The 25,109-nt window shown below is 68.4% G+C and carries 27 protein-coding genes and 1 pseudogene; 12 read left to right on the forward strand and 16 right to left on the reverse strand.

The window, feature by feature from the left end; genetic code table 11:
- The first annotated feature begins 52 nt into the window (after nucleotides 1–52).
- Nucleotides 53–886 (forward strand): hypothetical protein, encoded by an 834-nt coding sequence (locus ABD768_RS18920; RefSeq protein ID WP_344842273.1) that lies wholly within the window; start codon nucleotides 53–55, stop codon nucleotides 884–886.
- Nucleotides 883–1,194 carry a hypothetical protein gene (locus tag ABD768_RS18925; protein WP_344842276.1) on the forward strand — a complete coding sequence of 104 codons (312 nt, stop codon included), beginning with the start codon at nucleotides 883–885 and terminating at the stop codon, nucleotides 1,192–1,194. Before ABD768_RS18920 ends, ABD768_RS18925 begins: the two co-directional genes overlap by 4 nt.
- A gap of 27 nt (nucleotides 1,195–1,221) precedes the next feature.
- Here ABD768_RS18925 and ABD768_RS18930 read toward each other — a convergent pair.
- The 3 genes and pseudogenes from ABD768_RS18930 to ABD768_RS18940 all read right to left on the reverse strand — a co-directional run.
- Nucleotides 1,222–2,100 (reverse strand): annotated as a pseudogene (locus ABD768_RS18930) (ABC transporter ATP-binding protein); the annotation flags it as partial.
- Nucleotides 2,101–2,189: 89 nt separating this feature from the next.
- Nucleotides 2,190–3,005, reverse strand: a complete 816-nt coding sequence (locus ABD768_RS18935) for an ABC transporter permease (protein WP_344842281.1) — start codon at nucleotides 3,003–3,005, stop codon at nucleotides 2,190–2,192.
- A 4-nt stretch (nucleotides 3,006–3,009) separates the two neighbouring features.
- Nucleotides 3,010–3,807 (reverse strand): ABC transporter permease, encoded by a 798-nt coding sequence (locus ABD768_RS18940; RefSeq protein WP_343982863.1) that lies wholly within the window; start codon nucleotides 3,805–3,807, stop codon nucleotides 3,010–3,012.
- Between the two features lie 292 nt (nucleotides 3,808–4,099).
- Here ABD768_RS18940 and ABD768_RS18945 point away from each other — a divergent pair, with 292 nt between their 5' ends.
- Both ABD768_RS18945 and ABD768_RS18950 read left to right on the forward strand, forming a co-directional pair.
- Nucleotides 4,100–4,606, forward strand: coding sequence for an RNA polymerase sigma factor (locus tag ABD768_RS18945; protein ID WP_344842285.1), 507 nt, complete (start codon nucleotides 4,100–4,102; stop codon nucleotides 4,604–4,606).
- Nucleotides 4,603–5,670, forward strand: a complete 1,068-nt coding sequence (locus ABD768_RS18950) for a hypothetical protein (protein ID WP_344842288.1) — start codon at nucleotides 4,603–4,605, stop codon at nucleotides 5,668–5,670. The genes ABD768_RS18945 and ABD768_RS18950 overlap by 4 nt, the downstream gene beginning before the upstream one ends.
- A 248-nt stretch (nucleotides 5,671–5,918) precedes the next feature.
- Here ABD768_RS18950 and ABD768_RS18955 read toward each other — a convergent pair whose 3' ends face one another.
- Together ABD768_RS18955 and ABD768_RS18960 are read right to left on the reverse strand one after the other, a co-directional pair.
- On the reverse strand, nucleotides 5,919–6,926 hold the full coding sequence (locus ABD768_RS18955; protein WP_343982874.1) for a winged helix-turn-helix domain-containing protein: 1,008 nt from the start codon (nucleotides 6,924–6,926) through the stop codon (nucleotides 5,919–5,921).
- Between the two features lie 138 nt (nucleotides 6,927–7,064).
- Complete coding sequence (locus ABD768_RS18960) at nucleotides 7,065–7,922, reverse strand: alpha/beta fold hydrolase (RefSeq protein ID WP_344842291.1); 858 nt, start codon at nucleotides 7,920–7,922, stop codon at nucleotides 7,065–7,067.
- 107 nt (nucleotides 7,923–8,029) lie between these two features.
- Between ABD768_RS18960 and ABD768_RS18965 the strand changes: the two genes are divergently transcribed.
- Entirely contained in the window at nucleotides 8,030–8,779 is a 750-nt protein-coding gene (locus tag ABD768_RS18965) for a ParA family protein (RefSeq protein ID WP_343982878.1), read from the forward strand.
- On the opposite strand, the gene ABD768_RS18970 is transcribed toward ABD768_RS18965, so the two are convergent.
- Both ABD768_RS18970 and ABD768_RS18975 read right to left on the reverse strand, forming a co-directional pair.
- Complete coding sequence (locus tag ABD768_RS18970; protein WP_344842293.1) at nucleotides 8,759–9,766, reverse strand: DUF4349 domain-containing protein; 1,008 nt, start codon at nucleotides 9,764–9,766, stop codon at nucleotides 8,759–8,761. The genes ABD768_RS18965 and ABD768_RS18970 overlap by 21 nt on opposite strands.
- 116 nt (nucleotides 9,767–9,882) lie before the next feature.
- Entirely contained in the window at nucleotides 9,883–11,904 is a 2,022-nt protein-coding gene (locus ABD768_RS18975; protein WP_344842295.1) for a DEAD/DEAH box helicase, read from the reverse strand.
- Nucleotides 11,905–12,226: 322 nt separating this feature from the next.
- Between ABD768_RS18975 and ABD768_RS18980 the strand changes: the two genes are divergently transcribed.
- Nucleotides 12,227–12,901, forward strand: a complete 675-nt coding sequence (locus ABD768_RS18980; protein WP_328335020.1) for a ferritin-like fold-containing protein — start codon at nucleotides 12,227–12,229, stop codon at nucleotides 12,899–12,901.
- 71 nt (nucleotides 12,902–12,972) lie between these two features.
- Here ABD768_RS18980 and ABD768_RS18985 read toward each other — a convergent pair whose 3' ends face one another.
- The 5 genes from ABD768_RS18985 to ligD form a co-directional block, all read right to left on the reverse strand.
- A complete protein-coding gene (locus tag ABD768_RS18985; RefSeq protein ID WP_343982889.1) occupies nucleotides 12,973–13,251 on the reverse strand; it encodes a GlsB/YeaQ/YmgE family stress response membrane protein in 279 nt (92 codons plus the stop codon).
- 131 nt (nucleotides 13,252–13,382) lie between these two features.
- Nucleotides 13,383–13,610 (reverse strand): DUF3107 domain-containing protein, encoded by a 228-nt coding sequence (locus ABD768_RS18990; RefSeq protein ID WP_328327787.1) that lies wholly within the window; start codon nucleotides 13,608–13,610, stop codon nucleotides 13,383–13,385.
- 152 nt (nucleotides 13,611–13,762) lie between these two features.
- Entirely contained in the window at nucleotides 13,763–14,392 is a 630-nt protein-coding gene (locus tag ABD768_RS18995) for a TetR/AcrR family transcriptional regulator (RefSeq protein ID WP_343982892.1), read from the reverse strand.
- 62 nt (nucleotides 14,393–14,454) lie between these two features.
- Complete coding sequence (locus tag ABD768_RS19000; RefSeq protein ID WP_344842299.1) at nucleotides 14,455–14,607, reverse strand: hypothetical protein; 153 nt, start codon at nucleotides 14,605–14,607, stop codon at nucleotides 14,455–14,457.
- Between the two features lie 28 nt (nucleotides 14,608–14,635).
- On the reverse strand, nucleotides 14,636–15,562 hold the full coding sequence (ligD, locus tag ABD768_RS19005) for a non-homologous end-joining DNA ligase (RefSeq protein WP_344842302.1): 927 nt from the start codon (nucleotides 15,560–15,562) through the stop codon (nucleotides 14,636–14,638).
- A gap of 18 nt (nucleotides 15,563–15,580) precedes the next feature.
- Between ligD and ABD768_RS19010 the strand changes: the two genes are divergently transcribed.
- The 3 genes from ABD768_RS19010 to moeZ all read left to right on the forward strand — a co-directional run bounded on the left by ABD768_RS19010 (nucleotide 15,581) and on the right by moeZ (nucleotide 20,902).
- Nucleotides 15,581–16,498, forward strand: coding sequence for an alpha/beta fold hydrolase (locus ABD768_RS19010; RefSeq protein WP_343982901.1), 918 nt, complete (start codon nucleotides 15,581–15,583; stop codon nucleotides 16,496–16,498).
- Between the two features lie 366 nt (nucleotides 16,499–16,864).
- Nucleotides 16,865–19,504 carry a Calx-beta domain-containing protein gene (locus tag ABD768_RS19015; protein ID WP_344842305.1) on the forward strand — a complete coding sequence of 880 codons (2,640 nt, stop codon included), beginning with the start codon at nucleotides 16,865–16,867 and terminating at the stop codon, nucleotides 19,502–19,504.
- 204 nt (nucleotides 19,505–19,708) lie between these two features.
- Nucleotides 19,709–20,902, forward strand: a complete 1,194-nt coding sequence (gene moeZ / locus ABD768_RS19020) for an adenylyltransferase/sulfurtransferase MoeZ (RefSeq protein ID WP_425558436.1) — start codon at nucleotides 19,709–19,711, stop codon at nucleotides 20,900–20,902.
- Between the two features lie 35 nt (nucleotides 20,903–20,937).
- Here moeZ and ABD768_RS19025 read toward each other — a convergent pair whose 3' ends face one another.
- The 3 genes from ABD768_RS19025 to ABD768_RS19035 are packed head-to-tail and all read right to left on the reverse strand — an operon-like array spanning nucleotide 20,938 to nucleotide 23,026.
- Nucleotides 20,938–21,528, reverse strand: a complete 591-nt coding sequence (locus tag ABD768_RS19025; RefSeq protein WP_344842307.1) for a GNAT family N-acetyltransferase — start codon at nucleotides 21,526–21,528, stop codon at nucleotides 20,938–20,940.
- Nucleotides 21,529–21,587: 59 nt separating this feature from the next.
- Nucleotides 21,588–22,391: a maleylpyruvate isomerase family mycothiol-dependent enzyme gene (locus tag ABD768_RS19030; protein ID WP_344842310.1), complete on the reverse strand. Its 804-nt coding sequence runs from the start codon at nucleotides 22,389–22,391 to the stop codon at nucleotides 21,588–21,590.
- Nucleotides 22,388–23,026, reverse strand: coding sequence for a TetR/AcrR family transcriptional regulator (locus ABD768_RS19035; RefSeq protein ID WP_344842314.1), 639 nt, complete (start codon nucleotides 23,024–23,026; stop codon nucleotides 22,388–22,390). Before ABD768_RS19035 ends, ABD768_RS19030 begins: the two co-directional genes overlap by 4 nt.
- Nucleotides 23,027–23,114: 88 nt before the next feature.
- Between ABD768_RS19035 and ABD768_RS19040 the strand changes: the two genes are divergently transcribed.
- Genes ABD768_RS19040 through ABD768_RS19050 form a run of 3 tightly spaced genes read left to right on the forward strand, consistent with a single transcriptional unit; the run spans nucleotide 23,115 to nucleotide 24,613 of the window.
- Complete coding sequence (locus ABD768_RS19040) at nucleotides 23,115–23,381, forward strand: DUF2277 domain-containing protein (protein WP_020385754.1); 267 nt, start codon at nucleotides 23,115–23,117, stop codon at nucleotides 23,379–23,381.
- A gap of 8 nt (nucleotides 23,382–23,389) precedes the next feature.
- A complete protein-coding gene (locus ABD768_RS19045; RefSeq protein WP_344842317.1) occupies nucleotides 23,390–23,728 on the forward strand; it encodes a hypothetical protein in 339 nt (112 codons plus the stop codon).
- Nucleotides 23,729–23,770: 42 nt separating this feature from the next.
- Nucleotides 23,771–24,613, forward strand: a complete 843-nt coding sequence (locus tag ABD768_RS19050) for an LLM class F420-dependent oxidoreductase (RefSeq protein ID WP_343982920.1) — start codon at nucleotides 23,771–23,773, stop codon at nucleotides 24,611–24,613.
- A 5-nt stretch (nucleotides 24,614–24,618) separates the two neighbouring features.
- Here the strand turns inward: ABD768_RS19050 and ABD768_RS19055 are convergent, their stop codons facing one another.
- Nucleotides 24,619–25,071, reverse strand: a complete 453-nt coding sequence (locus ABD768_RS19055) for a MarR family winged helix-turn-helix transcriptional regulator (protein ID WP_344842321.1) — start codon at nucleotides 25,069–25,071, stop codon at nucleotides 24,619–24,621.
- Between the last annotated feature and the right edge of the window lie 38 nt (nucleotides 25,072–25,109).

The raw sequence follows: 25,109 nt of genomic DNA on the forward strand, positions 1-25,109 counted from the left end.
AGCTCTATCTCAACTCAGTACGGTCGGAGTTCGACGACGTACTGGGGGATTCATGGCACTCAACGGTTCGCCTCCGGACCCGCTGCCCGAACCTCGTGACCTGCTGCGTGCCTTCGAAGTCCACGGGAAGGTCGACTGGGGAGAGGATCCGGGTACCGCGGCGGAGATCGTGGAGCAGTACGGCCAGAAGGTAGCGGAGCGGAGTCTGCGGACGTTGGAGCGCCTGGTGGCATCGGAGCCTCGGGTCACCGCAGAGTTCCTGGCCGCGATGCCATCGACAGGGTCGGCCTACCACCTCGCCTCGCGCATCAAGTCGCCGGCATCTCTGGCGAGGAAACTCGCGGATCGGCAGCGCGGCAGAGCTTGGAATCAGCCGATCGAGGATGTACTCCGGTACACGGTGCTGACCGAACACCCGCAAACAGTCGTCGCAGCCACTCGGCGTACGACTGATGGGCTGGATCGCGCCGGGTGGCGGGTCGGCTCGGCCATGCACTCGTACACGGAAGGCTCACGCTACAAGGGAATCCACGCGTGGATGAAGGCGTCGACGGGTGATCCGGTCGAGGTGCAGTTCCACTCCGCGCAGTCGGTGGCGGTCAAGGAGGCGACCACGCCGCACTACGAGATCGAGCGCAGCGCAGACGCCGCGGCCGAGGAGCGCACCGCTGCGCGACGCGAATGCATCCGGCTCTCTGCGACCTTGATCGACCCACCTGGCATCGCGGATCTGACCGAGATCGGTGGTCGCCGAGTGGTGGTCAACAACTACAGTGACTCCCGCGCGAAGACCGGCTCGGGCCACCAGGCCGGCGGAACGGCTCCGGATCAACGAGCCTCGAGCCAAGGCATTGCACCGACGAGACGAGATGGAATGAGCCGATGAAGCTCTACCTGGTCAAGCACGAGGGCGAGCCCGTGTGGGTCGCGGCGCTGGCGAACGAAACGATGTACGGCTACGTCCCGAACACGGGGATGTTCCATGACAACAATGCCTTGCGCAACGACTTCTACATGGAGCGCTACTTCAGCTACGAACCGATCGGCAGTGCCGAAGCGCGTCGGCTGATCAACGACGTCATCACCCCGTTCGACGAAGACGACTACGCCGACGCCTTGGCCGAGTGGCGCGCGGACCGCAAACCGCTCAACCCGGCTGAGGTCCTCTCCATGGCTGCCGGCTTCAACCCCTGAGCGAGTTGTCCACTGACGGCGATCGCTTCACACGTTGCTGATCTTGCCTGAGGTGGCGTAGAGGCGGGCGATTATTGATTCGATGGTGGGGTCGGAGATGGAGAGGTCTACCAGGGGGTAGGAGGCGGCGATCTGGGCTACCAGGGGGGCGGCGCTGGTGGTGGGAGGGAAGGTTAGGTGTTGGCGGGGGCCTTCGGTCTTGGTGACTGTGGTGCCGGGGATTGAGATGGGTGGGTGGGGGGTGGCCAGGTCGACGATCAGGGTTCGAGGGGCGGACTGGCTGGAGCGGAGGAGGTCGAGGGTGCCGTCGAAGACCTGGTGGCCGTGGTCTATGACCATTACCCGGGAGCAGAGGGCTTCGATGTCGTCGAGGTCGTGGGTGGTGAGGATGATGGTGGTGCCGCGGTCTTTGTTGATCTGGGCGAGGAATTCGCGGAGGCGGGACTTGCTGATGATGTCCAGGCCGATGGTGGGTTCGTCCAGGTAGACGATCTCGGGGTCGTGGAGCAGGGCAGCGGCTATGTCGCCTCGCATGCGTTGGCCCAATGAGAGCTGGCGGACGGGGACGTCCAGTAGGTCGCCTAGGTCCAGTAGGTCTACGAAGGTGGCGAGGTTTTCGCGGTGGCGGGCGCGGGGGACGCCGTACATCTTCTGGAGGACGGCGAAGGAGTCCTTCAGGGGGAGGTCCCACCACAGGGTGGTGCGCTGGCCGAAGACGACGCCGATCCGGCGGGCGAGGCGGAGGCGGTTGCGGGACGGGTCCACGCCGGCAACGCGGATCGAACCACCGGTCGGGACCAGGATGCCGGTGAGCATCTTGATGGTGGTGGATTTGCCGGCGCCGTTGGGGCCGATGTAGCCCATCACCTCGCCGGGCTCGACGGTGAAGGTCAGGTCGTCGACCGCCCGGACCTCCCGGCGGGTACGCCGCAACCCGACGCGGCTCGACACGGTGAAGGCCCGGGAGACGTTGGAGAGTTCGATCACTGACATGTTCAGCTCCCTGTACTGCGGTAGCGGCGGAGCCCGCCGCGCCAGGCCAGCGACGCCACCGTGATCATCACGACGGCGACCAGCGGCGCGAGCAGGCCGATCCAGGACGGCAGCCCCAGCGGGGCGGGTTTGCCCAGCACGTACAGCACCGGGTAGTAGTTCACGAAGGCCAGCGGGAGCACGAAGGTGACGGCCCGGACGATGTTCTTGCCGAAGATCGACAGCGGGTACTGCGTGAGCTGCTGCCCGCCGTAGGTGAACGAGTTGGCCAGCTCGGCCGAGTCGATCGAGATGAACTGGAACGCCGCGCCGAGCACGAAGATGCACGCGAAGATGATCGTCCCGGTCAGGATCGACACCGCCAGAACGATGCCCTTGGCAACGGTCCAGTCGAGCGGCAGATGGGTCAGGGCGAGCACCAGGATGATCGTCGCCTGCAACGGCCGCCCGAGCCGCCGCAGCGCGAAGTTGTCGGCGATCGCCTGGATGAAGGCCGGCGCCGGCCGGACCAGCCAGACGTCGAGTTCACCGGTCCGGATCCGTTGCCCGACCCGTTCGATCGACCCGGTGAGCAGATCGGCCAGCCCGAGCGCCGCGGACGTCGTACCGTAGAGCAGCGCCATCTCGGCCAGGCTGAAGCCGCCGAAGGACTCGATGTGGCTGAACATCAGCAGGACCGCGGCGAAGTCGCCGACGGTGATCAGCGCCGTGCTGACGAGATTGAGCAGGAACGACATCGGATAGACCATCGAGGACCTGATCCACATCGTCACCAGCATCCAGTACTGCCCCGGCCACCCCAGGGCCCTCCGGAGCATCGACTCATCCACCAGCGATCACCACCTTCCGGGTCGCGAACGAAGTGGCCACCCAGCCGGCCAGCCCGAGCAGCACGATCCACATCACCTGGAACCCCAGCGCGGACCAGGCCCCACCCGGATTCCGCCCCAGCCACACGTCGATCGGCACCTGCAGCGTCGCCGCCCACGGAGTAGCCCGCGCGACCTCACCGATCCACCCAGGGAAAACCACCAGCGGCAAGGTCGCGCCGGAGAAGAACAGTGACAGCACCAGCGCCGCCGCCTCAGTCCCTCGCGAGTCGGTGATCCAGAACCCGGACAGCGCCACCAGGTACCTGACCCCGAAACTCACCAGCACGGCGAACACCAGCGACACCGCGACAGCCAGCCATTGCACCGCCGAGGACGGCCAGCTCAGATCGAAGACCAGCGCGCCGACGAGCAACGGCAGCCCACCCCGCGCCAGCAACTGGAAGAACGCCCGCCCCGCGTCGACCGACATCCACCAGATCATCAGCTGCGTCGGCCGGTACAGATCGACCGCGATCTCACCCGACCGGACCCGCTCGCCGAGCTCGATCGTGGTGGTCGCGCCGAAGATCCCGACCGGCATCAGCAGCCCCTGCTGGAGCCAGACGAAGGTGAGCGCGTCGGCCGTGTCGTACCCACCGAGGCCGGGCCGCGCGTGCCACAGCGTCAGATAGACGCCGCAGAAGATGAAACCGAACACTGTGTTGGTGAAAGCACCGGACAAGGTGGCGATCCGGTACGTCGAGAACCGGCGGAACGACCGCACCGCGATCGCCCAGTAAACGCCCACGAAACCCCCTTCGAATCAGCCCAGGGATGTCCGAACAGGTCAGTGGCACACGCAGAACCGCCCCCGATCCGGAACGGGCGGGGGGTTCGGACACCACTGTGCAGGCACGCCGAAGCGCACCCATTGTCAAGGCAAGGATCGCGACGGTACGCCGATCCGCCGGGTACGGTCAACCCAATTGAACCAAGGCTGTGACTCGCGAAGACCATGACTTGGCAAGGCCGCTCTCGTTGACCTTGCCGGAGGGCCCCAACCGGACGGCTGTTCCCGGGGTAGACAAGGTATGCCGACGATGACGAACGAGCCGGTGCCGGCGCAGGCCCCGCCCGCGGACGGGGCCGGGTTCGTCGAGTGGGTGCGGCCGCACCTGCCCGCGATGGCCAGGCTGGCCGCGCGGCTCGCGGTCGGCGCCGACCGCGACGACATCGTCCAGGAGGCGCTCACCCGGGCCTGGATCAAACGCGACCAGTTCGACGGGACCCGCGGCACCGCCTCGGCATGGCTGCTCGCGATCACCGCCGACCAGGCCCGCAAGGCGGTACGCCGGCTGCGCCCGGTCGCGGAGCTGGTGGAGCACGACGAGGCCGTGGCCCGGCCCGACGTCGAGGGACAGGTCGACGTCAACCAGGCGCTCGGCACCCTGTCCTCCCGGCAGCGGCTGGCGGTCGACTGCTTCTACTTCGCCGACCTGTCGATCGCTGACACCGCAGCGGTGATGGATTGCTCCGAAGGCACCGTCAAATCAACTCTTTCCGACGCGCGGGCCCGCCTGCGCTCCCTGCTGGAGGTCAGCGAATGAACCCGACCGACAAGGTCGACGACCTGCTGGCGGAGGCCGGCGCCCAGTGGCGCGCGACCCAGCCGTCGGCTCCCGAACCGGATCTCGACCGGATCATGAGCACCAAGAACACACCGAAGCGTCGCTGGCTGATCCCGACTCTGGCCGCCGCCAGCGTCGCCGCGATCGCCGTCGCCGCGCTGACCATCCTCCCGGACCACAACGAGCCGGCCGTCGCCCCACCGGCGAGCAAGCCGACCCCTCAGGCTGCCGAGGGCACCGGCGCGGCGGGCAAACCGACCGCCGACGACCTGCTGGTGCGCAACGGCGACAAGGTCGAGGTCAACGGCGACGTCGTCGCTGCGCCCGGCAAGGACGCGATGTTCTGCCCGCCGGTGATGAGCACGCTGCCCGTGGTCGACCCGGCCCTCCAGCCGGCACCGAGCTGCGACCAGAACGGGGTCAAGCTGATCGGGTTCGACCCGGCCCGGATGACCGGCGCGAAGACGGTCAAGGGAGTCAGCGTCGGCAATGCGCATGTGGTCGGGGTCTGGAACGACAAGACGATCACGGTCGAGGAGCAGACGGCGTACCGGACGCCACCACCGGTGGACCTGGATGCGCTCGCCTGCCCGGCGCCGGCCGGTGGCTGGCCGTCGAAGCCGAGCAACTTCGAGTCGAAGACCGTGCAGACCTTCCTGGCGGCCAGGCAGGACGAGATCGCGGGGACCCGGTACAAGTATCCCGAAGGGCGGAGCCGCAAGGCGCCGGTGGTGATCGCGGTCGGCGTCGCGCACGGTGACCTCGGCGCCTTCCGGAAGGCGTTCGAGACGGTCTACCAGGGCAATCTGTGTGTGTACCGGGGCAAGGTCAGCCTGACCGACAACTACCGGATCACCGATGCCGTCAACAATCTGCTGGTCGGCCGGAACGATCTCGGTATCACCGCCAGCGGCGGCCAGGGGCCGGACGACGGCACGGTGCCGATCAGCCTGCTGGTGCTCGACGAGAAGGCCACAGACACCTTCGCACCGCTCGGCCTGGCCAACTTCGAGTTCGACGTGGACGTCCGCCCGGTCCGCTGACTCCCTTTGCCAACAGCAACAACCAACAGCAGCAACCACCGGCGGCGACAGCCGTCAACGACCAACGGCAACGACCGGCGGCACGACTGATAGCAACAAGCGGCGATGACCTCGCGGCTGGGTTATCTTTTCCATCGGGGACGAGACAGCCCTGGCGCCCAGACCATCGCCAGGCCTGTTGCACCAGGCCGGCGATTTGAAGACGCGCCGGGCAGCAGCTCCCATTCTGCCCGGCGCGTCGTTAAATCTCAGCTCAGCAGGTCGACCAGCGCATCGCCCCGCGGCGTGCGCTGGATGTGCACCTCGCGGCCGGCCCGCTGGCGCAGTACGAGCCCGGCCGAGGCCAGTTGACTGCAGTGGTACGTCGCTGTGCTCGGCCCGGCGTCGAGGTGGTCGGCCAGCCGGCCCATGCTGCTCGGCCGGTCCAGAGCGCGCAGGATCGACGCGCGGATCGGCCCGATCAGCAGCGTCAGGCTGTCGTCCACGGACTGCGGCGTACCGGAGCCCAGCCGGCTGAGCCCGGGTACTGCGTAGCCGAGCCAGGCGCGGTCCGGCTCGTCAAGGTTGAAGATCGACGCGGCCGACCCGGAGACGAGCGGGACGAGCACGATCGGCCGGTCGCCCAACTCCATCCGGTACGGGTGCCGGTCAGACAAGTAGAGCGTCTCCGCCTGGTACCTGACCCGGTTGCTCAAGCCCGCGAAGAGAACGTCCAGCCCGCCCGTCACCACGGCCGCACCGATGCGCTCGGTCTCGCGGGTCCGGAGCGCGGTGGACTGCTGCCAGATCGGCGAGTACGCCTTCCAGGCCGCCGACAGCAGCCGCGCGTACAGGCCCAGCCACCGGCGCGGCTGCCGCATGGCGCTCCGCCAGGGAACGGGCGGCTCACCAGGCGCTAGTAGCGCGACACCCTCGCTCAGGTCGTCGGGGGATACGTCGGCGACCCGGGCGAGTTGCTCCGAGACCGGCGCGCCGTCGATACCGAGCGGCGTGAGGCAGGCCGGCAGTAGTGCGCGGGTCCGGTCGAACATCGGGATCACGGCCTGCGCCGCATCCACTGGCAGCCCCCGCCGGACACTCCTGATCCAGTCCGGCGCGATGCCCTGGCGCGGTCCGCCGAGGGCGTCCACGACCAGCGACAGCAGGCTGGCCATCGGCGCGGGCGCCACCGAGATCCGGACCCGGTCCAGCGGACCCAGGCCAAGCTCCGAGTGCCGTGGGCTCCGGGTGGGTGGTGCCATCACGCCCGCGGTCATCGTCTGATCCCGCCATAGGTCCGCTCGGACATGATTGGCCTTCCCCCTCGGTAACCGCGGTCTAGACCACGTTAGGCCGGGGAGAGGCCAGAGCGCAGACCTTCAGTTCTGATGGAAATGGTGTGCCGCGGCGCCGGCTCAGTGCTTGTGGAAGAAGTCCACCAGGAGGCGGGCGGTCGCGGCGGGCTGGTCGATCGCGGGGGAGTGGCCGGCGTCCGGCACGACCTGAGCCCGTACGCCGAGCCGCTCGGCCATCTCGTCCTGCACAGCCAGCGGCCAGCCGTCATCCGTCTCGCCGTAAACGACCTGCGTCCGAACACCCGCCTTGGTCAGCTTCTCGGTCCGATCGTCGGAGTCCATCAACCGCCGGGTGATCGCGGCCAGCCCGGCCGGGGTGTTGCCGGTGAATCGCTTGCGCAGGAAGGCGGCGACCTCGTCGGTGGGCCGCACGTAGCGGGCCTCCTTGACGTCGTGCTCGAGCTTGAGGTCGTACACCTGCTCGATCGGCAGGTTGTCCAGCCCCATCGCGAGCATCTGCAAGCCCTGCAGTTTCGCCTCGTCGCTGAACGCGCCCGGCCCCGAGCAGAGCAGCGTGATCGTCGAGAACACGCTCGGATCGGTCAGCACCGCCTCGCGCGCGACCAGCCCGCCGAACGAGTGCCCGACCAATTGGCTGTAGCCGCCGAGCGCCTTGCTCATCGCCACCACGTCGGCCCCGAACTCGGCCAGCGTGTACGCCGCGGGGTCGTCCGGCCCCGGCGTTTCGAACTGGCCGCGCTGGTCCACCGCGACCGTCCGCCATCCGTAGCGGGCCAAGTGGTCTACCAGGGGAGTGAAATCCTCCTTGCTCCCGGTCCAGCCGGGAACGAGCAGGACGGTACCCAATGGGGTGCCGATGTCGGGCTGGGCCTGCAAGGTGGCGAAGCTGCCACGATCGGTCTCCATAGTCGCGGGGTGAACCCCGTCGGGCAGTGTCAGCGTCCGTGGCGTACTCACGCGTCCACGGTAGCCGGTCGCCCGGATCAGGCTGATACCTCAACAATGCTTCAAGTGTGGGCTCGCCCCGCCGGGCCGGGCATTCCACGGTGCGGCACAATGGCCGGGTGCCTCGCACGATTGCGGTTGCGAACCAGAAAGGCGGCGTGGCCAAGACGACCACGGTTGCCTCGCTCGGCGCTGCCCTGGCCGAGCTCGGACAGCGGGTCCTGCTGGTCGATCTGGACCCCCAAGCCTGCTTGACGTTCTCGGTCGGGCTCGACCCCGAGGACCTGGACAAGTCGATCCATCACGTCCTGCTCGGCGGGGTGAAGGCACGCGATGTGATCGTGCCGTCCGACGAAGGCCCGGACTTGTTGCCCGCCACGATCGAGTTGGCCGCGGCCGAGTCGAGCCTGGCGGCCGAGAGCAATCCACAGCACTTGGTCCGTACCGCGCTGCGCCCGGTCGAAGCGGCGTACGACTGGATCCTGATCGACTGCCCGCCCACCCTCGGGCTGCTGACCGTCAACGGGTTGTCCGCGGCGACCGACGTACTGATCCCCCTGCAATGCGAGACGCTCGCGCATCGGGGCGTCGGTCAGTTGCTGGACACCGTCCACGATGTCCAGCGCCTGACCAACCCGAGTCTCGAAGTACTGGGTGTCCTGCCGACCCTGTACGACGGTCGCACCACGCACGCGCGAGCCGTCCTGGAGACGATCGCCGAGACCTACGCGCTGACCGTGCTCGCCCCGGCGATCCCGAAGTCCATCCGGTTCGCCGAGGCCCCCGCGATCGGCCAGACGATCCTCACCACCTCACCCCGCTCGGCAGGCGCGAAGGCCTACCGAGCGCTAGCGCTCTCCCTGCTCTAAGGTCCCGCGGGCGTGTTCGGGTGCTTCGGCAGCGGGCGGGGTGGTGTTGCCCGGCGTACCGGCGGTGGCGACGGCCGGGGCCGGTGGGCGGCGGAAGCGGTGGCGGAAGCGCCAGATCGGGTAGCCGATCAGGGCCAGGGCGATCAGGAACGGGAGCATCGCGCCGACCGCTGTCGCGAGTGCGGAGAAGGTCGCGGTGAACGCGTCCCAGCCGTCGCGCAGCCCGGACAGGAAGCCGTGGCCCTCGGCCTTGGCCGGTTCGGGCGCCTTGCCCTTCTCCGCCAGCGTCAGGTTGAGGGTCGCCAGCTCGGTCTGCAGGGAGAGGTTCTTCTGCTTGGCGAGCAGCGCCTCGAGGTCGGCCTCGCGGCGGGTCAGTTCGCTCTCCACCGAGACGATCTCGCCGATCGTGGTCGCTTTGGCGAGTAGAGCGCGCATCCGGTCGAGGCTGGCGCGCTGCGACGAGATCCGGCTGTCGACGTCGACCACCTGCTCGGTCACGTCGCTGGACTCCTGATGGATCGCGGTCCGGTCACCGAGTCCGGACAGCCGGTCGATCGCCGTCTCGTACGACGCCGTCGGCACCTTCACGACCAGGTTCGACAAGGTGATCTTGCCGTCCTGGTTGCTGCTGGAGTCCTCGGACGCGACCTGGCCGCGCAGAGCGGTGACGATGCCGATCGCCTTCTGGCGCTGGGCGTTGACGTCCTCGTTCTTGACCTCGACGGTGAGCGAGCCGGTCTTGATGATCGCCCGGGTGACGGTGGGCTGGGCCGCGCCGCTCTCCGGTGCCGCGGGGGCAGCCGGCTTGCCGCCCGCATCGGCCTTGTTCGGGACCTTGGAGTCGGCCGCGCCGTCGGCCTGCTGTGGAGCTGCTGCCCCTGAGCTGGTGCCCGCCTCGTCGTTGCCGCTCGCCCCGCAGCCGGACAACAGCACGGCCGCGGTCAGGATCACTCCTGCGACCGCGGCCGACGTACGCGTCCTCGTCATCGCCACACCCTTCCCTCCACGATGGTTGCCTTCGTGGAAGGACGGGAGCGCGAAGCCGGGCGTTGCGCTCCGGCGGTCACCTTTCAGGCACGGGCAGGTGACGCGCCGGTCACAATCTATTCAGGTGCGGTGAAGGTCGGCACGACCACACCGGCCGCACTCTTCTTCACCGCGGCCTTCTTCACCGCGGCTTTCTTCACCGTCTTCTTGGCAGTCGACTTCTTCGGCGCGACCTCGTCCTCGGCCACCGCCTTCTTGACCGCGGTCTTCTTGGCAGCAGCCTTCTTCGCCGCCGCCTTCTTGACCGGCTTCTCAGCCTGTACTTCGACCGCCGGCGCCTCGGCAACCGGCTCGGCCACCTTCTTGGCCGCCCGCTTCCGAGTCGCCTTCTTCACCGGCGCCTCAGCAGCCGGCGCCTCGACCGAAGCCTGTGCGGCAACTGCCTCGACCGCAGGCGTACCTGCCTGAGCCACCGCGCTGGTGTCGCTCGACTCGGCCGACCGCTCGGTCGCACGCCGGCGACTCCGCGTCCGCTTCGCCGGTGCCTCAGCCGTCTCAGCAGCAGCCTCGACCGGCGCAGCCTTGACCGGCGCGGCCTCGACCGGTGCAGCCTCGGCTACGACCGGAGTCTCGGCCGTCTCGGTCTCAGCCCCGCGGCGACGCCGGGTGCGGGAGCGCGGCTTGCGCTCGCCCGTCGGCGCCTCGGTGACCTCGGCCGGAGAGTCGACGACCGCCGGTACGACGGTGTTGGTGGTGACGTCGGCCTCGGACTTCTGCTCGGTCGACTCGCCGCCCTCGAGCGGCTGACCGGCACGCAACCGGCGACGGTTGCGGTTCGGCCGCTTCCGGGCCGGACGGTCCGATCCACCATGCGCGGCAGCGCCGTCGCCCGCGGGCTTCGAGTCACCGTCATGGCTGCGAACGCGGTTCCGGTCCTGCTCGCCACGGCGTCCGGACGGCTTGTCGCCGCGCGACGGACGGTCGGTGCGCTCCTGCCGCTCGACGGCCTCGCGCGGCGGCTTGATCCGGCCCTTCGCCTCGGTCGGGATGCCGAGGTCGTGGTAGAGCTCGGGCGACGTCGAGTAGATCTCCTGCGGCTCGTCGTACGGCAGGTCGAGCGCCTTGTTGATCGTCTTCCAGCGGACCAGGTCCGGCCAGTCGACGAAGGTGACGGCGATACCGCTCGCGCCGGCCCGGCCGGTCCGGCCGATCCGGTGGATGTAGGCCTTCTCGTCCTCGGGGCAGGTGTTGTTGATGACGTGCGTGACGCCCTCGACATCGATACCCCGGGCCGCGACGTCGGTGCAGATCAGGACGTCGATCTTGTCACCGCGGAACCGGGTCAGCGCCCGCTCGCGGGCCTGCTGGTTCAGGTCACCGTGGATCGCGGCGGCCCGGAAGCCGCGGTCGATCAGGTCGTCGGTGAGCCGGGACGCCTCGCGCTTGGTCCGGCAGAAGATCATCACCCGGCCGCGGTCCTCGGCCTGCAGGATCCGGGCGACCACCTCGGGCTTGTCCAGATCGTGCGCCCGGTAGACGAACTGCGCCGTCGTCGGGACCATCTGGGTGTCCTCGTGCGACTCGGCCCGGATGTTCAGCGGGTGCCGCATGTGGGTGCGCGCCAGGCCGATCACGGCCGACGGCATCGTTGCCGAGAACAACATGGTCTGCCGCAGCTCGGGGGTCTTGCGCAGGATCCGCTCGACGTCGGGCAGGAAGCCGAGGTCCAGCATCTCGTCGGCCTCGTCCAGGACGAGCACCTTGATGTGGCTCAGGTCGAGCACGCCGCGGTTGGCGAGGTCGAGCAGCCGGCCCGGCGTACCGACGACGACGTCGACGCCTGCCTTCAGCTGGTCGAGCTGCGGGTCGTACGCGACACCGCCGTAGATGGTGAGGATCCGGACCGAGCGCACGGTGGACGCGGTCACCAGGTCCTTGGCGACCTGGATGGTCAGCTCGCGGGTCGGGGTGACGACCAGCGCCTGGGGCTTGCCGGGTGCGGCCAGCTCCTCGTAGTCGGCTTCGCCGGGGGAGATGGTGCGCTGCAGCAGCGGGATGCCGAACCCGAGGGTCTTGCCGGTCCCGGTACGAGCCTGGCCGATCAGGTCGGTCCCCATCAACGCGACGGGGAGCGTCATCTCCTGGATCGGGAAAGGCTCTTTGATGTTGACGCGGTCGAGCGCGTCGCAGATCTCGGGCAGGACGCCGAGCTCTCGGAAGGTGGTCAGGCTGATCGCCTCTCACATGCTTGTACGGACAGTTGCATCAGTGGCCGGGTGGGCGTGGAATGCCCTACTTTTCACGGCGCGGGACACTGTGCAAGCGGCTCGCACCAGCTGCCCATCTGGGCGCGTCACCGGCGAAACACGGTCCAGTGTAGCCGGAATACCCGGCACGGCCGCTTCGTTGCATTTCCGCCGTCGCGTGCCCGGGCCCGATAGTGTGCGCTGCATGACCGAGATGACGGCCTTCGATGATCCCGCCTACCGGGCCGCGGCGGTGGATCTGCTGGGAGTTCTGGCGTACGGCGAACTGACCGCGTTCGAGCGGATCGCCGAGGACGCCAAGCTCGCCCCGACGCTCGACGACAAGGCCCAGCTGGCCCAGCTGGCGACCACCGAGTTCGGCCATTTCGTCCAGTTGCGGGACCGGCTCGTCACCCTCGGGGTGGATCCGATGGACGCGATGCAGCCGTTCGTCACCCCGCTGGACGCCTTCCACGACCACACCGCGCCGTCGGACTGGCTCGAGGGACTGGTCAAGGCCTACGTCGGCGACGGGCTCGCGAACGACTTCTACCGCGAGGTCGCGGCGTACGTCGACGCCGAGACCCGGGCGCTGGTGCTGGAGGTCTTCGCCGACTCCGGCCAGGCCGAGTTCGTCGTGGACCGGGTCCGGGCCGCGATCGAGGAGGACCCGAAGCTGGGTGGCCGGCTCGCGCTGTGGGGACGCCGCCTGGTGGGCGAGGCCCTCAGCCAGGCCCAGCGGATCGCCGCCGACCGCGACCCGCTCGCTGCCTTGCTGGCCGGCAGCGTCGACCGCCCCGGCCTCGACCTGGCCGCGATCGGCCGGATGTTCACCCGGCTGACCGAGGCCCACACCGCCCGGATGACGGCGCTCGGCCTGCAAGCCTGACCTGAACGGGCCTGGAACGCAGAGCGGCCGCCCGCCCCTGATCGGGGTGGCGGCCGCTCTGAGGATCTTGCTCAGACTCTGGCTTTACCGCTGTTGCGCGACGAGATGATCGCGACGACGATCGCGGCACAGATGATCTGGATCAGGTACTGGATCCAGTCCGGACCGCTGGTGTCCTTCACGCCGAGCGCGTAGGCGATCACACCGCCGATGAAGGCGCCGATCCCGCCGCCGAGAATGGTCCAGCCAAGGCTGATGTTCTGCTTGCCCGGAAGTACGAGTCGCGCGAGCGGCCCGAAGATGATTCCGGCAATGAGGCTCACGATGATCATCCAGACCCAGAAACCCACGATTCCTCCTTGAGCGATGACTGACCTGCCGCCGACTGGTGCCCAGCGCTAAACCTGACCACCAGTCATACAGGTCTACAACTCATCGTCCTCGGTTCGTGGCACACCGCAACCAGGACACGCAGGTGTCCTCAGATCGCGCCGAAACCGACCTTGCGGATCGCGACCTCGCCGATCTCCACGTAAGCCAGCTTCTCGGCCGGGATGAGCACCCGGCGGCCCTTCTCGTCCGTCAGCTGCAACAGACCGGTCTTGCCACCCAGTGCGTCCGCGACGGCCTTCTCGACCTCTTCGGGGCTCTGCTCGCTCTCGAGCACCAACTCGCGATTGGCGTGCTGAACGCCGATCTTGACCTCCACGAAACCCTCCCGGGCACGTTCCGACCGGCGGCTCTCGCCGGTAACCGATTCGAGCCTATCCGCTGCGGCCATCGGGTTCTCACCCGTCCGCCCAGAGCAGAACCCCAGCAGCCGGTACGACGAGTTGCCGCGGCCGGCCCTCAGTGCGCGGGCTAGCCCTCTGTGCGAGGGAAGCCCCGGATGCCGCGCCAGGCGAGGCTGGCGACCAGGTCGGCGGCCTGCTCCTGCATCAGCGTCGGGTTGTCCGAGGCGAGCCAGTACCGCGCGCTGACCTGTGCCATCCCGACCAGGCTGACGGCGAGCACCATCGACTGCTCCTTGTTCAGCCCGGCGTCCGCGCTGATCACCTCGGAACAGGCCTCGGCGCACGCGTGGGTGACCCGGTCGACCCGCTCGCGGACGGCGGGCTCGTTGGTCAGGTCGGACTCGAACACCAGCCGGAAGGCGCCCTGCGCGTTGGCGACGTAGTCGTAGAACGCGTGGATCGTCGCGCCGACCCGCTCCTTGTTGTCCTCGGTCGAGCGCAGCGCGCCCCGGACCGAGGCGACGATCGCCTCGCAGGACGAGTCGAGCAGGGCCAGGTACAGCTCGAGCTTGCCGGGGAAGTGCTGGTAGAGCACGGGCTTGGAGACGCCGGCGCGGTCGGCGATGTCGTCCATCGCGGCGGCGTGGTAGCCGTTCGCGACGAACACTTCCTGGGCCGCCTCGAGCAGCTGCGCGCGGCGGGCCAGCCGCGGCAGGCGGCTGCCGCGCTTGGGCGCGGTCTCCGGTGTCGTCGACACGTCGGGCTCCTTCGATGGTGCGGCACCGGAGCTGTACCCCCGGTAGTTGAACCGAATCCTACCTAGCGGTAGTCGGACTCGTCCGGCTCACCGGCCGATTGGTGCTGTTCGACCACATCGGCGGCGTCGGCCTCGGGGGGTACGACGATGTCGCCGGTGTCCTCCTCGTCGAGTTCGAGCGGGTCCGTCGGCAGGTCGTCAGGGCTGCTCGTCATCTCGTTCTCCTCGCCTCGGTGCGGTCCGTTACGACGGTAGCGGGCGTGGGGCGTCGTACAAGCCTTCGAGGACGTCGCCGTACTCGTCGATCCGGGCCAGCACGTCGTGGGGAAGGAAGGTCAGGTCGGCGGGTTCGGTGGCGCCGGCGACCTCGTCCCAGTCGATCGGGGTGGAGACCCGCGGCTCCTCGGCGCCACGCAGCGAGTACGGCGCCAGCGTCGTCTTCGCGCTGGCGTTCTGGCTCCAGTCGATGAAGACCTTGCCCGGGCGGAGCGCCTTGGTCATGTTCGCGGTGACGTTCTCCGGCAGCGCCTCGGCCAGTTGCTCGGCCAGCAGCTTGGCGAAGGCACTGGTTGCGCGCGACGAGGCGGGTTCGATCGGGACGTACAGGTGCATGCCTTTGTTGCCGGAGGTCTTGGGCCAGCCTTCGAGGCCGAAGTGGTTCAGCAGTTCGCGCAGGGCCAGCGCGACGTCGCAGCACTCGACGATCGTCGTACCGGGGCCCGGGTCGAGGTCGAAGACGATCAGGTCGGCCATCGGGTTCCTGCCCTGGTCGGACAGCCCGATCCGCCACTGCGGGACGTGGAGTTCGAGGGCGGCCAGGTTGGCGAGCCAGACGATCGTCTGGATGTCGTCGGCGACCACGAACTCGGCCTCGTCCCGCCCGGTGGAACTCCCGGGGGTCGGCAGTACCACCGTGCGGACCCAGTCCGGCGTACCGCGCGGTGCGTTCTTCTCGAAGAAGTACGCCGCTCCGGTGCCGTCCGGCCAGCGCTTTCGGGTCAGCGGCCGGTCCGACAGGTGGGGGAGCAGCACCGGCGCGACCTGGTGGTAGAAGTCGATCACCTCGGCCTTGGTGAACCCGGTCTGTGGATACAGCACCTTGTCGAGGTTGGTGAGCTTCATGGTCTGCCCATCCACCTCGGTGGTCAGCTGCTTCGGTCCCGGCGCCATGCGTCCTACCATGCACTAATGGAGAGTTACGCGGCAGTAACCGGGGATTCGGGGCCCGGGGGGACGCAGGAATGGCCGGCCCGGACGGTGCCGGTCGCTGGGGTGGATCTGCTGGTTCGGGACGTGCCGGAGGCGGACAAGAAGCTTCCGCCGGCGTTGTTCGTCCACGGCCTGGGCGGCTCCTCACTGAACTGGACCTCGCTGGGCTGGTTGCTGAACGACACCGTCCGTGGCGTCGCGCCTGACCTGCCGGGATTCGGCCGGACGCCGCCGCTGGCCGGGATGGGCGGGATCAGCGAGCAGGCCGATGTGCTCGGTGAGCTGATGGACGCGGAGTTCGACGAACCGGTCCACGTGTTCGGCAACTCCATGGGTGGCGCGGCCGCGGTGGCCCTGGCCGCCCGGCGACCGACTGCCGTGGCCTCGCTGACCTTGATCTCGCCGGCGCTGCCGCATCCGCGGGTCTCGGCCAGCGCGGTCTGGTTCACCGCTCTGGCCACGCCGCGACTGGGCAAGGTCGTCCTGGAGCGCACCCGGCGGATGCCGTTCGAGCGCCGGTTCAAGGCTTCGCTGTCGATGATCTTCGGCGAACCGCAGGCGCTGCCGGCCGAGGTGCTCGAGGCGTACGAGGCCGAGTTGCACCGGCGGGACACCCAGCCGTGGGGAACGCAGGCGACATTGGAAGGTGCCCGGAGCATCCTTTCGTCGCAGCTCGCCCCGCCGCGCCGGTCGCTGTGGGCCGATGCCGCCAAGGTCCGCTGTCCGGTGCTGCTGGTGTACGGCGGCCGGGACCGGCTGGTCGACTCGAAGATCAGGACCAAGGCCCAGCAGGCCTTCCCCGACGCCCGGCTGCTCTACCTGCCGAAGTCCGGTCACGTCGCGCAGATGGAGCACCCGCAAGAGGTCGAGCGGGCATTCCGTCAGTTGATCGCATAACTGCAATCAACCTGCCATCAGATCCTCACAATTGCAGCGCGTTCAGCCCGCACTATTGGCAGTCGACGACTGACGTACGAACAGTTCGGCGCGGCCGGGGGTACCTACTCAGGTAGCAGGCCGGGGCCAGAAGATCATCCCCAGGGATGATCTTCGGCCGATTTCGCCGAATCCGACAACCTGCCGCCAAAGCCGGGAGTCAGTCGAGGTGATCTGTCTGCTGACGAGAGGACCGCTGTGCGGGTATTCGGAAGAGCGGGGATGGCTGTCGCGCTGCTCGGTGGAGCGCTGCTTTCCCCGGTGGGGCTTGCGCACGCAGCGCCGCCGGAACCAGGGCAATCAGTTGCCCAAGGCAAGAATTGGACAGTGCGCCCGGTAGGTGACGGGTACGAGGTGACGTTGCGGCTGGACACGCCGGCGCCGATGCGCAACGCGCTGCCGCTGATCGCGGTGAACGGCGAACCGGTGGGGGTGGCCAAGCAGTCTGCTGACCAGCGCACCGTCTCGCTGGTCAGCCCGGATCCGACGTTGCTGCAAGCAAAGAACGTCGAGCTGGTCTGGTCGGGGGATCTCGGCCGCAACGACGGGAAGAAAGGCAAGAGCCTGGCCGGTGGCGTGACCACCGACAAGGACTGGCTGAAGGCACCGCTCGGCCCGAAGCTGGCCGTCGATCCCGGTGCCACCGGCAAATATGCCGTCGAGACCGCGGAGTACAACCTGGGTGACCAGGCGGTCTACCTGCCGGGTCTCGGCCAGAAGTCAGAGGTCGTCGGCAAGGTCTATTCGCCCAAGGGTGCCGTCGGCGCCCGGCCGCTGGTGATCTTCCTGCACGGCCGGCACTCGGTCTGCTACGGCACTCCGACCGATGAGCCGGCCAACCCGTGGCCGTGTGCCAAGGGCGAGAAGGCGATCCCGAGCTACCGGGGCTACGACGGCCCGGCGAAGGCGCTCGCGAGCAACGGCTACCAGGTCGTCTCGATCAGCGCGAACGCGATCAACGCCTACGACGGCGGCGTCTTCGACACCGGCGCGCAGGCCCGGGCCGAGCTGATCCTCGACCACCTCGACCTGTGGAAGAAGTGGTCCACGGTCGGCGGCGGGCCGTTCGGCAAGAAGTTCGTCGGCAAGGTCGACCTGAACAACGTCGGCCTGATGGGTCACTCGCGAGGTGGCGAGGGCGTCGCTCGCGCGGCAGTGCTCAACGCCGATCGCGGCGGGAAGTACGGGATCCGCGCGGTGCTGCCACTCGCCCCGACCGACTTCGCCCGGGCCACGGTGCCCGGCGTCGCGATGAGCGTCATCCTGCCGTACTGCGACGGCGACGTCTCCGATCTGCAGGGGCAGAAGTTCTACGACGACACCCGGTACTCCGTGACCGGTGACGCCGCGACCCGCTCGACCGTCACGGTCCTCGGCGCGAACCACAACTTCTTCAACACCGAGTGGACCCCGGGCCAGTCGGTGGCGCCGTCGAACGACGACTGGTACAGCGACAACGACAAGGCCGCACCGTGCGGAGCCAAGTACGCGGGCCGGTTGACGCCGAAGCAGCAGCAGGCCGTCGGTACGGCGTACGTGGCCGGCTTCTTCCGGTTGCAGCTCGGCCACGAGACGAAGCTGCTCCCGCTGCTCGACGGCTCGAACGCGCACCCCGCCTCGATCGGCAAGGCTGTCACCCGGGTCGTGTCGCAGGCTCCGGTGGCGACTCGGCGGGACATCAGCAAGCTCGACGCGGCGCTGCCGAAGGGCTCGGTCACGGGGAGCGCCAAGGCGACAGTGTGTGGCGGGGTCGACGAGGCCACGCAACGTGCGGCTGCTGTCGCCACTTGCCTCAAGACCGACAACGGCTCGGACTCGCCGCACTGGGTGACGGCGTACCTCGCCTCGAAGACGCCGACCACGGCGGTCACCAAGCTCACCTGGACCGGCAAGACCGGCGTCGTACGGATCAAGCTCAGCGCGTACCAGCGGGATGTCCGCCGGTACTCCGCGCTGACGTTCCGGGCGACTCCCGACCCGTCGGGTGCGCCCAAGACGGATCTGAGCGTCCGGGTGGTCGACGGGCATGGCCGCAAGGCCGTAGTACCGGTGTCAGCGGTCAGCGACGCGCTGCTGCGGATGCCGGGAGCGCACGACAGCGGTCTGCCGAAGAACCTGCTGCGGACGGTACGGATCCCGACCAGCTCGCTGAAGGGCATCGACCTGCGCGACGTCCGGGCGATCGAGCTGGCGACCGACAAGGTCGCGACCGGCTCGGTGTTCGTCAGCGACCTGGCGTTCGCGACCCCTGGTCTGGGAGTGTCGGCGCCGTCGAAGCTGCCGCAGGTGTCGGCGTCCAACGTCGGCAAGGTCGCGGAGGGCAACTCGGGCGTCAAGAACCTCGACTTCTGGGTGACGCTGTCGCGGCCGAGCATCCGCCCGGTCAGCGTGTACGCCGAGTCGAACAGCGACTCCCCGGCGGTCGCCTCGATCGCCAAGCACCTGGTCTTCAAGCCGGGCCAGACCAAGCAGAAGGTCACCGTGGCGGTCACCGGCAACACCCGGGACAGCTACGACACCCCCTTCGGCCTGGTGCTGTCCGTACCGCACGACGCGCTGCTCGGCCAGTCGATCGGCAATGCCGAGGTGATCGACGACGACCCGACGCCGACCCTGACGATCGGGTCGCCGACGGCGGCCGAGAACGCGGGCACGATCAAGTTCCCGCTGAAGCTGTCGGCGCCGAGCGACAAGTACGTCTGGCTCGGTGGTGACCTGAAGGACGGCACGGCCGTGATCCGCAAGGACTTCACGACCCTGGACGACGACGGCACCCAGAACCCGCCCGACACCTCCGTCTACGGGCAGATCGAGCCCGGCAAGACGACGGCCGACATCGAGGTCAAGCTGATCGACGATCACGTCAAGGAACCGGCCGAGACCTTCTCGGTCAACCTGACCAGCGTCGAAGGCGTCGACTACTTGGTGCCCGCGCTGATCAAGGCGACGATCACCGACAACGACTGACAGCTGCTCCACCTGATCCGGCGGCGTCCACCACCTCCCAAAGGGTGGACGTCGCCTTTCGGTCTGTCCAGGGCTGAAATATGAGACGCGGGGTCCGCCATGCGGACCCGGCGGGGGTGCGCTGGAGTCGTGCGGGAACATGGAGGAGGAACGAGGGGTTGTAACCGGAGTTCCGCGAAGTTTCCCGCTGACGAGGAGTGTCACGTGCCACAGCTGCCACCGCTGGTCGAGCCGGCCGACGAGCTGACCATCGACGAGGTCCGCCGGTATTCACGGCACCTGATCATTCCCGAGGTCGGGATGGCCGGCCAGAAGCGGCTGAAGAACGCCAAGGTGCTGGTGATCGGCGCCGGCGGCCTGGGCAGCCCCGCGCTGCTCTACCTGGCCGCGGCCGGGGTCGGAACGCTCGGCATCGTCGAGTTCGACACCGTCGACGAGTCGAACCTGCAGCGCCAGATCATCCACGGCCAGTCCGACGTCGGGAAGTCCAAGGCCCAGTCGGCGCGCGAGTCGATCCTGGAGACCAACCCGAACACGAACGTCGTCCTGCACGAGGTCCGCCTCGACAACGACAACGTGTTCGAGATCTTCGAGCAGTACGACCTGATCGTCGACGGCACCGACAACTTCGCCACCCGGTACCTGGTGAACGACGCCGCGGTACTGCTCGGCAAGCCCTACGTCTGGGGCTCGATCTTCCGCTTCGACGGCCAGATCAGTGTCTTCTGGGCGGAGCACGGTCCCTGCTACCGCTGCCTGTACCCCGAGCCGCCGCCACCCGGCATGGTCCCGTCCTGCGCCGAAGGCGGCGTACTGGGCGTGCTGTGCGCGTCGGTCGGCGCCGCCCAGGTGACCGAGGCGATCAAGCTGCTCACCGGCATCGGCGACGTGTCGCTCGGCCGGCTGAACATCTACGAGGCGCTCGACCTGAACTGGCGCGCGCTGAAGGTCCGCAAGGACCCGAACTGCGCGATCTGCGGCGAGAACCCGACCGTCACCGAGCTGATCGACTACGAGAACTTCTGCGGCGCACTGACCGAGGAAGCGGCCGACGCGGCCGTCGGCTCGACCATCTCGGTGAAGACGCTGAGCGAGTGGATCAAGCTCAAGGACAACGGCGAGAAGGACTTCCAGCTGATCGACGTCCGCGAGCCGAACGAGTACGAGATCAACCGGATCCCGGGCTCGGTGCTGATCCCCAAGGACCAGTTCCTGACCGGTGCCGCGCTGGAGAAGCTCCCGCAGGACAAGCAGCTGGTCTTCCACTGCAAGTCCGGCGTCCGCTCGGCGGAGGTCCTGGCTATCGCCAAGGCCGCCGGCTTCGCCAACGCGGTCCACGTCGGCGGCGGCGTGGTCGCCTGGGTCGACCAGATCGACCCGTCGCAGCCCGCTTACTGAGCTCCCTGCCCCGCCCCTTTGTGGGGCGGGGCATTTCATTTGCTGGCCAGAGTCCGTTGCCAGCGGCGGAGGAGGTACTTCGCCAGGCCGAGTCCGCGGGCTTCGGGGAGTACGCCGAGGCGGCCGACGTAGCCGCAGTTGTCGGTCTCGACGAAGGCGTGGTTGCAGTCGCTGCCGGCGATGACCCGGCCGTCGCGCTCGACCATCGTCAGTTGCGACCAGTCGAATCCGTCGCGCTTCTCGTGGGTTTCGAGCCATTCGGCGTACGGCGCGAGCGCGGCACTGTCCTGGCCGGCGAACGCCTTGGTCATCATCGCGTGGAAAGCCCGCCGGGTCTGGTCGTCGTGGGCACCTTGGCGGATCGTCGTACCCGTTGGGGGTTCGGGCAGGGGGAGTGGGCCTGCGTGGTCGATCCGCATCCGCTGGTACGACGTAGCGAACTCGAAGCCTTGCTCGGCGACGATTTCGCGCAGTACGTCGTCCGCCCGGAACATGCCGACCTCGACGATCACCTCGGGATGCCCGTTCTCTGCACCCAGCTCACGAGCGCGCCCGGTGCAGGTGGCGAGCAGCCAGGCCGAGATCGCCGGATCGTCGGCGACAACGCTCGCCTGGACGAACTTCACTGGCCCGACCGCCTCTATCGAGAACCAGCCAGCCGTACTGCCAAGCGCCCTGCGCTTGTTCAGAAGGGCATGCGGCAGGTGGCGACGGCTTCGGCGCCGGTTGGGTCGCCGTCGATCAGTACTACGGTCGGCTGGTCGTCGCGGCCGGAGAGGGTGCGCATGTACCCGACCGCGTCGGTGCTCACGGTGGCGATCGGGTCGCCCTGCCCGAGGCGGTAGGTGCCGCCGCCCTGGCCGGTGAGGGTGAGGACTACCGGCGTACCGGACCAGAACGGGCCGTCCACGATGTCGCGCATCACCTGGGCCACCAGCTCATCGGCGTACGGGCCGGCGTCGAACTCGCGGCCGAGCGCCTGGCAGACGTCGTCGCGGTGCATCCACAGGTCGCGGGCGAGCAGGATGTCCTGGATGTAGCCGAGATCCAGCTTGTCGAAGCCGGGCATGCCCTCGATCGTCACCTGCATCCTGCGGATCAGCGCCGGGTTGCGGCTGATCGTCTTGGTGGCTTTGGCCCAGAGCTTGTCGAAGCGCTGTTGCAGGACGTCGTACGGCGTACCGCGGTGGTCGTCGGCCTGGATCATCATGTGCGCGTCGAGCAGCGGAGTGGTCGGGTAGACGCGCCGGGCGCGCCGGTCGCGGAGTGGGAAAGACCAGGGTTTGTTGACGTCCTCGGCCTGTCCGCACAGGTGGCCGACGATGTCGGCGACGTCCCACTCGGTGCAGACCGTGCGTTGTTGCCAGTCGGTGCCGTCGAGGCTGGCCATCAGGTCGTCCCAGGCCGCTACCTCGGCGTCGCGGTGACGGCGGGCGGCGGTCCGGTCGGCGCGGGCGATGTCCCGCGCGGCTGTCGCTGTGGTGGTCATTTCTCTTTCCCCCTGGTTGGTTGGTAGCGCTGGTAGAACATCTCGAGCACGACCGGCATCAGCTTCATGAACCGGCCGTTCTCGAACGTCGCCTGTGGTTCGTTGGCCATCTGCTGCGACAGCACGCCGGCGGTCATCGCCGTGAACAGGGCGATGCCGTCGTCGCTGGTCGCCCGCGGATCCAGTTGCCCGGAGTCGACCTCCTGCTGGAGAAATGCCTTCAGGTCCGCCAGGCCCTCGACCGCCGGGGCGAATGCCTCCGGTGACGGCTCGAAGCCGGGAATCGGTCGCCAGAAGAGCAGTTGGGTGAGCACCTGGTTGGCCATGCACCAGCGGCTGAAGGCGTTCATGGCGGCGCTCAGTTGGTCCGCGGGTTCGGCGCCGTCGCGGGCTTCTCGCTGGGCGTCGCGGATCTGCTCGGCTCCGCGCTGGAAGAGGGCGTCGTAGATGGCGAGCTTCGACGGGAAGTACTGGTAGAGCGACGGTGGTTGCATCCCGAGCCGCCGGGCCACCGCGGACAGGCTCAGCGCCGCGACGCCCTCGGTCTCCATCAGCGCCACCGAGACGTCGAGGATCTCGTCGATGGTCTGCTGCCGGCGCCGCGACCTGCGATCCGGGGCTGCTGCTGTGCTCATAGCTAGAGGAAAACCTAATGGTCGTAGGTAAGTCAACAGCTCGTAGCGTTTTGGGTTCGCTGTCCCCGGCGGCACGTACTGTTTTCTCATGTGCAGAAACATCACCGTTCTTCGTGGACTTGAGCCGGCCGCGACCTCGGAAGAGATCTACGCGGCGGCGCTGCAGTACGTGCGCAAGGTGACCGGCGTCGGCTCGCTCAGCGCGACCACCCGCGGCCCGATCGAGCGCGCCGCAGCCGAGGTTGCCAAGATCACCGAGGCGCTCCTGGAGGAGATGCCGGAGCGCCGAGTTCCTCCGCAAACCGTGCCGCCGCTGCGTCGCCCCGAAGTACGGGCCCGTCTCGGCCTGGACTGACCACTCCGGTGGGGGGATCGTCCGGCCGGCGTCGGCAGCTGCTGGTGTTCGGCCTGATGGTGGCCGGGGTGGTGGTCGCGCTGCTCTGCGTGAATGCGGAAGCAGAGTTGGTACGCCGGCGCTCGGCGTCCTGCGACGGGTCGCTCGGGCTGCCGATGAGCGTCGACGTACTGAGCGTGATCGGGGTGCTCGCCGGCCTCGCCGCGATCGTCTTGCTGGGCCGCTGGTTCGGCCGCGACCGCCGCGCGATCGTCACCGTCCTGTTCGTCACCGCGGTGGCGGGCGTGGTGTTCGAGCTGTTCGCCCTGGTCACCGTCTTCCACGACCCCGGGGCGCCGGTTTGCTGAGGTAGATTGCCGGGTGGAAAACCCTTACCGAGGAGGCAGCGGATGCGGTTCGCGATCAAGACCAGGCCCGAGCACACGAGCTGGCAGCAGTTGCGGGACGTGTGGATCGCGGCCGACGAGTACGAGGTCTTCGAGTCGGCCTGGCACTGGGACCACTTCTACCCGCTGAGCGGCGACATGGCCGGCCCGAACCTCGAGGCCTGGACGACGCTGGCCGCCCTCGCCCAGGCGACCAAGCGGATCCGGGTGGGCTGCCAGGTCACCGGGATGATCTACCGCCACCCCGCCGTACTGGCGAACATGGCGGCCACCACCGACATCATCTCCGGCGGCCGCCTCGAGCTCGGCATCGGCGCCGGCTGGAACCAGATGGAGTGCGACGCCTACGGGATCGAACTCCCGCCGCTGAAGGAACGCTTCGACCGCTTCGACGAGGGCACCCAGGCGCTGATCGCCCTGCTCACCGAGAAGGTCGCCAACTTCGACGGCCAGTACGTCAAACTCACCGACGCGTACTGCGAACCGAAGCCGGTCCAAACCCCCCACCCACCCATCACCATCGGCGGCAAGGGCCCCAAGCGAACCCTCCGCGCGGTCGCCCGCTGGGCCCAGCACTGGAACGTCATCGTCGCCACCCCCGAAGAGTGGAAGCCCTTGAAGGACATCCTCGTCGCCCACTGCGAAGACCTGGGCCGAGACGTCTCCGAAATCACCTGCTCGGTCAACGTCCGCATAGACCCCGACGTCCCCCTCGACCAAGCCATCGACACCGCGATCACCACCGCCGCGGCGTACGGCGACGCCGGCGTAGACCTGGTAGTCCTCAACCTCCCCCTGGACACCCCACCGACCATCCTCGAGCCCCTCGCCAAAGCCCTCGCCTGAGCCGCCTACGGTCGCTCCGGCTCGGCCAGTTCGCCGACGATCGCGACAGCGATCCGGTCCAGCAGCTCGACCTCGCCACTGCTCAACGGCCCGAAGATCTGCTGCCGGATCGCTTCCGACTGGATCGGCGCCACCCGGCGCAGAACGTCCAGTCCGGCGGCCGTCACCGTCGCCTGAAAGGCCTTGCCGACCTGGGGCACGGGTGAGCGGACAACCAGGCCGAGCCCTTCGAGCCGGGTCACCGCATGAGAGATCCGGCTGATCGAGAACTGCAGCGTCTGCGCCAGCGCCTTGAGTTGGAGGGTGCGGTCGGGAGAGTCGCCCAGCAGCACCAGGATCTTGTAGTGCGCGTGCGAGATGCCCGCCTCCCGCTGCACCTGCCGCTCGAGCATGGTCTCCACCAGGTGGAGCATCATCGCCACGTTTCGCCAGGCGCGGCTCTCTGCCTCGTTGAGCATCGGCTCCTCGATCCGGCCTGGTGATCCCACGGAAATGG

The sequence above is a fragment of the Kribbella ginsengisoli genome, assembly GCF_039537185.1.
Classification (GTDB): Bacteria; Actinomycetota; Actinomycetes; order Propionibacteriales; family Kribbellaceae; genus Kribbella; species Kribbella koreensis.